Here is a 7,744-nt window from a genome sequence, read left to right as displayed (position 1 = left end):
TGCAGGACGCCGTCGATGCGGATGCTGGTGACAGCAGCGCCGGGGATCGACGACAGGAGCGTACGACGCAGGGAGTTGCCGAGGGTGTAGCCGAAGCCCGGCTCCAGCGGCTCGATCACGAACCGGGAGCGGAACTCGTCGACGACCTCTTCGGTCAACGAGGGACGCTGAGCGATCAGCATGAAGTGAATCCTTCAGTCATGGGCACCCACTATTTGATGCCCTTGAGTACTACAAGGGTACGGGCGGTACGCCCCCGAAGGGACGTACCGCCCGAACCCAAAGACCGTGAAGCGGCTGACGAGGTCAGACGCGGCGGCGCTTCGGCGGACGGCAGCCGTTGTGCGGGGTCGGGGTGACGTCCTGGATGGAGCCGACCTCAAGACCGGTGGCCTGGAGCGAACGGATCGCGGTCTCACGACCGGAACCCGGGCCCTTCACGAACACGTCGACCTTGCGCATGCCGTGCTCCTGGGCGCGGCGGGCAGCCGACTCGGCGGCCATCTGCGCGGCGAACGGCGTGGACTTCCGGGAGCCCTTGAAGCCGACGTGGCCGGCGGAGGCCCAGGAGATCACGTTGCCGGACGGGTCCGTGATGGAGACGATCGTGTTGTTGAACGTGCTCTTGATGTGCGCGTGGCCGTGAGCGACGTTCTTCTTTTCCTTGCGGCGCACCTTCTTGGCAGCGCCCTGACGACCCTTGGGGGGCATCTACTAACTCCTACGGGGAGGTGGTCGGTCCTACAGCGAAGACCGCTGATGAAGCGTTGTCCGCTGCGGACTACTTCTTGCCCGGCTTCTTCTTACCGGCGATGGCGCGACGCGGGCCCTTGCGGGTGCGGGCGTTGGTGCTGGTGCGCTGACCGCGGACGGGCAGACCGCGACGGTGACGGAGACCCTGGTAGCAGCCGATCTCCACCTTGCGGCGGATGTCGGCCTGGATCTCACGACGGAGGTCACCCTCGGTCTTGATGTTGTTGTCGACGTACTCACGAATCGCGACGAGCTGCTCCTCGGAGAGGTCGCGAACGCGGGTGTTCGGGTCGACGCCGGTCGCAGCCAGCGTCTCCTTCGAGAGGGTCCGGCCGATGCCGAACACGTAGGTCAGGGCGACCTCCACGCGCTTTTCGCGCGGGATGTCAACACCGGAAACGCGTGCCATTCAATGGCTCCTGGTGATCTTCGGAGGTCTTCCACAGAACCGGTTCCCAGCCGCCGTACCAGGTACGAACTGGGTCCCCGGCCTCCGAACCGGGGGTGTCGGACCGCTCGGAGCGATCCGGGTCCTGCGTATGAACATATTCAGCTCGCGTCGCGCGAATCCCTGCGATGTGGATGCAGAGGGAACGGTCGTACGTGCGTCAGCCCTGGCGCTGCTTGTGGCGCGGGTTCTCGCAGATGACCATGACCCGACCGTGACGGCGGATCACCCTGCACTTGTCGCAGATCTTCTTGACGCTCGGCTTGACCTTCATTGGGTGAGGTTCTCCGGGTCAGTTGCCGACGGCCCCGCTCGCACGGGGCCTGGGCAAGATCTACTTGTAGCGGTAGACGATCCGGCCACGCGTCAGGTCGTACGGAGACAGCTCCACCACGACCCGGTCGTCAGGGAGGATGCGGATGTAGTGCATACGCATCTTGCCGCTGATGTGTGCCAGGACCTGGTGGCCGTTCTGGAGCTCGACCTTGAACATGGCGTTCGGCAGAGACTCGACGACAGTGCCCTCGATCTCGATGGCACCTTGCTTCTTGGCCACGCTTCGCCCTTCGAATCGACTACCTTGATCGACTCCGAGCGACCGAATGAGGACACACGGACACACGAGAGCCGACGAGTCAGTCTACGTCAGGGCCCCGAGAAACACGAATTCGGGTAAGGATGCCCAGGGCGGAAGATCCTTATGCGGCTCGCCGTACACAGCCCCGACAGCAACCGCGCCCCTATAGCGGCGCAGCCGCTGATAAGGGGCGCGGGGCTGTGTCAATGTGCGGCTCCGCCGCGTGGGCGCGACCAGCCACAGACCGGCCCGCAGTCGGCGACAGACCTCATCCCACCGGATCAGGAGCCGCAGTAACCCCATACTCGGCAAGCTTGGCCTTCCCTCCATCGGGGGCAGTGAGCACAAGCGGCCCCGCCTCGGTCAACGCCACCGAGTGCTCCCAGTGCGACGACCACGTCCCGTCCGTGGTCACCACGGTCCAGTCGTCCGCCAGGACCCGCGTCTTCGGCGTCCCCAAGGACACCATCGGCTCGATCGCCAGACAGAACCCGGGCACGAGCTTCGGCCCCTTCCCCCGCCGCCGCTCGACATAGTTCAGCAGATGCGGGTCCATGTGCATCTCGGTCCCGATGCCGTGCCCGCCGTAGTCCTCGACGATCCCGTACTTGCCGCCGCCCGGCTTCGGCTGCCGCCGGATGTATGTCTCGATGGCCCGAGAGACATCGACGAGCCGGTTCCCCTGCCTCATCGCCGCGATCCCGGCCCACATGGACTCCTCGGTCACCCGCGACAGCTCCAGCAGCTCGGGAGAGTGCCCGGACCCCACGAACGCCGTGTAGGCGGCGTCCCCGTGCCAGCCGTCCACGATCGCGCCGCAGTCGATCGAGATGATGTCCCCGTCCTTCAGGACGACCTGGTCACTGGGGATGCCATGCACCACGACCTCGTTCACGGAGGTGCAGATGGTCGCGGGGAAGCCGCCGTAGCCGAGGAAGTTCGACTTCGCCCCGTGCTCCTCGATCACCTTGCGGGCCACGTCGTCGAGGTCCTTCGTGGAGGCGCCCGGTACGGCCGCCTCACGGGTCGCCGCGTGGATGGCGGCGACGACCAGCCCCGCCTCGCGCATCTTCGCGATCTGCTCGGGGCTCTTGATCTGCACCATGGGGGCCTGCGCTCTCCGTCTTCTCCGCCTCAAGGGCTACTGGGCTTTTCTGCCTACACAACAGTACGGCCGCGGCGCCCCTCAAGGGCACCGCGGCCGACGTACCGCAGCCGAGGCTCATGGCCGTCGGCATATCGCGGACAACGGACGACTACTCGCCGTCGTCCTCGCGCTTCAGCGCGTCCATCGCGCGCTGGGTGACCTCTTCCACCTTGCCGAGGGCCGAGATCGTCACCACGAGGCCCTGGGCCTTGTAGTAGTCGATGATCGGCTCGGTCTGGGTGTGGTAGACCTCCAGCCGCTTGCGGACGGTCTCCTCGGAGTCGTCGTCACGCTGGTACAGCTCGCCGCCGCAGGCGTCGCAGACGCCCTCCTGCTTCGGCTGCTTGTAGGTGACGTGGAAGACATGGGCGGAGTCGTTGCGGCAGATCCGGCGGCCGGCGATCCGCTTGACGACCTCCTCCTCGGGGACCTCCAGGTCGAGGACGGCGTCCAGCTTCATGGACTCCTCGTCGAGCATGCCGTCGAGCGCCTCGGCCTGCGAGACATTGCGCGGGAAGCCGTCGAGGAGGAAGCCCTTCTCCGCGTCGGGCTGCTCCATGCGGTCCTTGGCCATGCCGATGGTGACCTCGTCCGGCACCAGGTTGCCCGCGTCCATGTAGGACTTGGCGAGTTTCCCGAGCTCCGTCTTCTGGCTGATGTTGGCCCGGAACAGGTCGCCCGTGGAGATGTGCGGGATCGACAGGTTCTTGGCCAGGAACGCGGCCTGCGTTCCCTTACCCGCACCCGGAGGCCCGACGAGGACGATTCGCATCAGCGGAGGAACCCTTCGTAATTGCGCTGCTGGAGCTGGCTCTCGATCTGCTTCACCGTCTCCAGACCCACACCCACGATGATCAGGATGCTGGTACCGCCGAACGGGAAGTTCGCGTTCGCCCCGAAACCGGCCAACGCCATCGTCGGCACAAGAGCGATCAGACCCAGGTACAGCGAACCCGGCCAGGTGATCCGGTTGAGCACATAGGAAAGGTACTCAGCGGTCGGTCGGCCAGCCCGGATGCCCGGGATGAAGCCACCATACTTCTTCATGTTGTCCGCTACTTCTTCGGGGTTGAAGGAGATCGCCACGTAGAAGAACGCGAAGAACACAATGAGGAAGAAGTAGAGAGTGATGTGGACGGGCGCCGCCGTGTCCGCCAGATTTGTCTGAATCCAAGTCGCCCAGCCCGCCTGAGAGTTGGCGAACTGCACGATCAGCGCCGGGATGTAGAGCAGCGACGAGGCGAAGATGACAGGGATCACACCCGCCTGGTTCACCTTGAGCGGGATGTACGTCGAGGTCCCGCCGTAGGAACGACGGCCGATCATCCGCTTCGCGTACTGGACCGGGATACGGCGCTGGGCCTGCTCCACGAAGACCACCAGCGCGACCATGACGAGGCCGACGGCGATGACGGTGCCGAACTCGATCCAGCCGTCCGCCAGGTCGCCCTGCTCCTTGATGGCCCACAGCGCGGACGGGAACGTCGCGGCGATCGAGATGAACATCAGGATCGACATGCCGTTGCCGATGCCGCGGTCGGTGACGAGCTCACCGAGCCACATGACGACGGCCGTACCGGCGGTCATCGTGATGACCATGACGATGGTGGTGAAGATCGAGCGGTCCGGGACGATCGAGCCGGCCATCGCGCAGTTCGGGAAGAGCGAACCGCTGCGGGCGGTGGCGACGAGACCCGTGCCCTGGAGGATGGCGAGGGCCACCGTCAGGTACCGCGTGTACTGTGTGATCTTCGCCGTACCGGCCGACCCCTCCTTCTTGAGGGCTTCCAGACGCGGGATCACCACGGTCAGCAGCTGCAGAATGATGCTCGCCGTGATGTACGGCATGATGCCGAGGGCGAAGACCGTGATCTGCAGCAGCGCGCCACCGCTGAACATGTTGACGAGGCCGAAGAGACCCTGGTTGGTCTTCGCCGCGTCGACACAGAACTGGACGGCGCTGTAGTCGACCCCTGGGATCGGAATGTGCGTACCGATCCGGTAGATCACGATGATGCCGAGCGTGAAGAGCAGCTTCTTGCGCAGGTCGGGCGTCTTGAACGCCCGGGCGAACGCGGTGAGCACGGTTCCTCCTGCGACCCCCGCGCACCGGGCGCGGCGGGGACTAGTCGTTTCAACAGGGCCCGGTGGGCCGAACGATGTTTTCTCCCACCCCGACACCGAACGGCTTTCCTCGCGCGGGCACAGGTGGACCTCACGGACTCTAACAGTGCCTGTGCAGCCAGGTGAAGTTCGCTTGCCACGCAAGCAATCCGAGGTTGACCCGCCTCCACCAGATCCCGTCGGATGTTCGACTCCGGTAATCCGAACGGGAGAGATCGCCATAGGGTGCCCACAGCTCACTATCAGTATGAATATCCGCTTTGCGCCCCCGACTCGTAGGCGGGGAAGGGGAGTTGTTCCCGGGGTGAGTTCCGGGTCGCGTTCTGACCGACCAGAACTCTTCGGCTTCCGGCGAAAACGGGAACCGCATTTCTGGCCGGGTCACGACAGATACCCGAAAAGGCCGAAAGCCGGGCGGCTCCCCCGGAGGGAAACTGCCCGGCCTTCGTAAGTGTCGCGCGGGGCGCCCCGGCTCAGACGAGCTCGGTGACGGTGCCGCCGGCGGCGGTGATCTTCTCCTTGGCGGAGCCGGAGACGGCGTCGACCGTCACCTGCAGCGCCACGGAGACCTCGCCCTGGCCGAGGACCTTGACAAGGCTGTTCTTGCGGACGGCACCCTTGGCGACCAGGTCGGCAACGGTGACCTCCCCACCCTCGGGGTAGAGGGCGGCGAGCTTGTCCAGGTTCACGACCTGGTACTCCGTCTTGAAGGGGTTCTTGAAGCCCTTCAGCTTCGGGAGACGCATGTGGAGGGGCATCTGGCCACCCTCGAAGCGCTCCGGAACCTGGTAGCGGGCCTTCGTACCCTTGGTACCACGACCGGCCGTCTTACCCTTCGAGGCCTCACCACGACCGACACGGGTCTTGGCGGTCTTGGCACCGGGGGCGGGACGGAGGTTGTGGATCTTGAGCGGGTTGTTCTCCGCCATGATCAGTCGACCTCCTCGACCGTCACGAGGTGGCGGACGGTGTGCACCATGCCGCGGAACTCGGGGCGGTCCTCCTTGACGACCTGCGTGTTGATGCCCTTGAGACCAAGGGAGCGCAGGGTGTCACGGTGGTTCTGCTTGCTGCCGATGTAGGACTTGACCTGCGTGATCTTGAGCTGCGCCATGATCACACACCCGCCCCGGCACGCGCACGGAGCAGAGCCGCGGGGGCGACGTCCTCCAGGGGCAGACCACGGCGGGCCGCGATCTCCTCGGGACGCTGCAGACCCTTCAGGGCCTCCACGGTCGCGTGCACGATGTTGATCGCGTTGTCGGAGCCGAGCGACTTCGACAGCACGTCGTGGATACCGGCGCACTCCAGGACGGCACGCACGGGACCACCGGCGATCACACCGGTACCCGGCGAAGCCGGCTTGAGGAGAACGACGCCGGCAGCCTTCTCACCCTGGATGGGGTGCGGGATGGTGCCCTGGATACGGGGGACCTTGAAGAAGTGCTTCTTGGCCTCCTCAACGCCCTTGGCGATGGCGGCCGGCACCTCCTTGGCCTTGCCGTAGCCGACACCCACGGTGCCGTCACCGTCGCCCACCACGACCAGCGCGGTGAAGCTGAAGCGACGACCACCCTTCACAACCTTGGCGACACGGTTGATCGCGACAACGCGCTCAACGTAAGCGGTCTTCTCGGCGGCAGCTGCGCCGCCGTCACGGCCCTTCCGGTCCCGCCGCTCGCCGCCACCGGCACCGCCACCGCGGCGCTGGGGTCCAGCCATTGGAATTACCTCTCTCTTTTTCCGCTAGCTACGGCAGGCTCAGAACTTGAGCCCGGCTTCGCGGGCGGCGTCCGCCAGGGCGGCGATGCGCCCGGCGTACTGGTTGCCACCACGGTCGAACACGACCTTCTCGACACCGGCGGCCTTGGCACGCTCGGCGACCAGGGCGCCGACCTGCTTGGCCTGCGAGGACTTGTCGCCCTCGCCACCGCGCACGGAGGCGTCCAGGGTGGACGCCGACGCCAGGGTGTGGCCCTTGAGGTCGTCGATCACCTGCGCCACGATGTGGCGGTTGGAGCGGGTCACGACCAGACGGGGACGCTCCGCCGTACCGGACACCTTCTTGCGAATCCGGATGTGACGGCGCTTGATCGCGGCGCGCTTGTAGGCGTCGCCCTTGAGGATCTTCTGCCCGTATGCCATGGCTTACTTACCCGCCTTTCCGACCTTGCGGCGGATGACTTCGCCCTCGTACTTGACGCCCTTGGCCTTGTACGGGTCGGGCTTGCGCAGCTTGCGGATGTTGGCCGCAACCTCGCCGACCTTCTGCTTGTCGATGCCCTCGACCGAGAAACGGGTCGGGGTCTCCACCTTGAAGGTGATGCCCTCGGGGGCCTCGACGGTGATCGGGTGGCTGTAGCCGAGCGCGAACTCAAGGTTCGAGCCCTTGGCCGCCACGCGGTAACCGACACCGCTGATTTCGAGCTTCTTCACGTAACCCTGGGTCACGCCGGTGATCATGTTCGCCACCAGCGTGCGGGACAGGCCGTGCAGGGCCTTGTTCTGACGCTCGTCGTTGGGGCGGGTGACGTTCAGGACGCCGTCCTCACCCTTGGCGATGTCGATCGGCGCGGCAACGGTGTGGGTCAGCGAGCCCTTGGGGCCCTTGACCGAGACCGTACGGCCGTCGATGGTGACGTCCACGCCGGCGGGAACCGTGATGGGGAGCTTGCCAATACGCGACATAGCTGTT

12 protein-coding genes and 1 pseudogene are annotated in these 7,744 nt (G+C 65.7%); all 13 read right to left on the bottom strand.

Annotation, left to right across the window (positions count from 1 at the left end; all coding sequences use genetic code 11):
• A pseudogene (locus tag ACWD4G_RS23085) lies at positions 1-182 on the bottom strand (DNA-directed RNA polymerase subunit alpha); the annotation flags it as partial.
• A 124-nt stretch (positions 183-306) separates the two neighbouring features.
• Positions 307-711, bottom strand: coding sequence for a 30S ribosomal protein S11 (gene rpsK / locus ACWD4G_RS23080; RefSeq protein WP_003956432.1), 405 nt, complete (start codon positions 709-711; stop codon positions 307-309).
• Between the two features lie 70 nt (positions 712-781).
• On the bottom strand, positions 782-1,162 hold the full coding sequence (gene rpsM / locus ACWD4G_RS23075) for a 30S ribosomal protein S13 (protein ID WP_009300593.1): 381 nt from the start codon (positions 1,160-1,162) through the stop codon (positions 782-784).
• Positions 1,163-1,361: 199 nt separating this feature from the next.
• On the bottom strand, positions 1,362-1,475 hold the full coding sequence (rpmJ, locus tag ACWD4G_RS23070) for a 50S ribosomal protein L36 (RefSeq protein WP_003998809.1): 114 nt from the start codon (positions 1,473-1,475) through the stop codon (positions 1,362-1,364).
• Positions 1,476-1,535: 60 nt separating this feature from the next.
• A complete protein-coding gene (gene infA / locus ACWD4G_RS23065; RefSeq protein WP_003948620.1) occupies positions 1,536-1,757 on the bottom strand; it encodes a translation initiation factor IF-1 in 222 nt (73 codons plus the stop codon).
• 289 nt (positions 1,758-2,046) lie between these two features.
• Positions 2,047-2,883, bottom strand: a complete 837-nt coding sequence (gene map, locus ACWD4G_RS23060) for a type I methionyl aminopeptidase (protein ID WP_451296217.1) — start codon at positions 2,881-2,883, stop codon at positions 2,047-2,049.
• Positions 2,884-3,034: 151 nt separating this feature from the next.
• Positions 3,035-3,697, bottom strand: coding sequence for an adenylate kinase (locus ACWD4G_RS23055; RefSeq protein ID WP_451296215.1), 663 nt, complete (start codon positions 3,695-3,697; stop codon positions 3,035-3,037).
• On the bottom strand, positions 3,697-5,010 hold the full coding sequence (secY, locus tag ACWD4G_RS23050; protein WP_451296213.1) for a preprotein translocase subunit SecY: 1,314 nt from the start codon (positions 5,008-5,010) through the stop codon (positions 3,697-3,699). Before secY ends, ACWD4G_RS23055 begins: the two co-directional genes overlap by 1 nt.
• A gap of 512 nt (positions 5,011-5,522) precedes the next feature.
• Complete coding sequence (gene rplO, locus ACWD4G_RS23045; protein WP_189782214.1) at positions 5,523-5,978, bottom strand: 50S ribosomal protein L15; 456 nt, start codon at positions 5,976-5,978, stop codon at positions 5,523-5,525.
• Positions 5,979-5,980: 2 nt separating this feature from the next.
• Positions 5,981-6,163: a 50S ribosomal protein L30 gene (gene rpmD, locus ACWD4G_RS23040; RefSeq protein WP_003974250.1), complete on the bottom strand. Its 183-nt coding sequence runs from the start codon at positions 6,161-6,163 to the stop codon at positions 5,981-5,983.
• Between the two features lie 2 nt (positions 6,164-6,165).
• The gene (gene rpsE, locus ACWD4G_RS23035) at positions 6,166-6,771 is read right to left on the bottom strand and encodes a 30S ribosomal protein S5 (RefSeq protein WP_004984517.1); all 606 of its coding nucleotides are present in this window, start codon (positions 6,769-6,771) and stop codon (positions 6,166-6,168) included.
• 39 nt (positions 6,772-6,810) lie between these two features.
• Positions 6,811-7,194 (bottom strand): 50S ribosomal protein L18, encoded by a 384-nt coding sequence (gene rplR, locus ACWD4G_RS23030; RefSeq protein ID WP_451296211.1) that lies wholly within the window; start codon positions 7,192-7,194, stop codon positions 6,811-6,813.
• Between the two features lie 3 nt (positions 7,195-7,197).
• The gene (gene rplF / locus ACWD4G_RS23025) at positions 7,198-7,737 is read right to left on the bottom strand and encodes a 50S ribosomal protein L6 (RefSeq protein WP_451296209.1); all 540 of its coding nucleotides are present in this window, start codon (positions 7,735-7,737) and stop codon (positions 7,198-7,200) included.
• Positions 7,738-7,744 lie beyond the last annotated feature (7 nt).

The sequence above is a fragment of the Streptomyces sp. NPDC002643 genome (genome assembly GCF_053592555.1).
This window is presented reverse-complemented; position numbering and strand designations above follow the sequence as displayed.

Excerpts from the sequence above, each read along its gene's own strand:
- rpmD (WP_003974250.1), bottom strand. The coding sequence starts at position 6,163 with ATGGCGCAGCTCAAGATCACGCAGGTCAAGTCCTACATCGGCAGCAAG.
- rpsE (WP_004984517.1), bottom strand. The coding sequence starts at position 6,771 with ATGGCTGGACCCCAGCGCCGCGGTGGCGGTGCCGGTGGCGGCGAGCGG.
- ACWD4G_RS23055 (WP_451296215.1), bottom strand. The coding sequence starts at position 3,697 with ATGCGAATCGTCCTCGTCGGGCCTCCGGGTGCGGGTAAGGGAACGCAG.
- rplR (WP_451296211.1), bottom strand. The coding sequence starts at position 7,194 with ATGGCATACGGGCAGAAGATCCTCAAGGGCGACGCCTACAAGCGCGCC.
- map (WP_451296217.1), bottom strand. The coding sequence starts at position 2,883 with ATGGTGCAGATCAAGAGCCCCGAGCAGATCGCGAAGATGCGCGAGGCG.
- rplF (WP_451296209.1), bottom strand. The coding sequence starts at position 7,737 with ATGTCGCGTATTGGCAAGCTCCCCATCACGGTTCCCGCCGGCGTGGAC.
- rpsK (WP_003956432.1), bottom strand. The coding sequence starts at position 711 with ATGCCCCCCAAGGGTCGTCAGGGCGCTGCCAAGAAGGTGCGCCGCAAG.
- rpmJ (WP_003998809.1), bottom strand. The coding sequence starts at position 1,475 with ATGAAGGTCAAGCCGAGCGTCAAGAAGATCTGCGACAAGTGCAGGGTG.
- rpsM (WP_009300593.1), bottom strand. The coding sequence starts at position 1,162 with ATGGCACGCGTTTCCGGTGTTGACATCCCGCGCGAAAAGCGCGTGGAG.
- rplO (WP_189782214.1), bottom strand. The coding sequence starts at position 5,978 with ATGGCGGAGAACAACCCGCTCAAGATCCACAACCTCCGTCCCGCCCCC.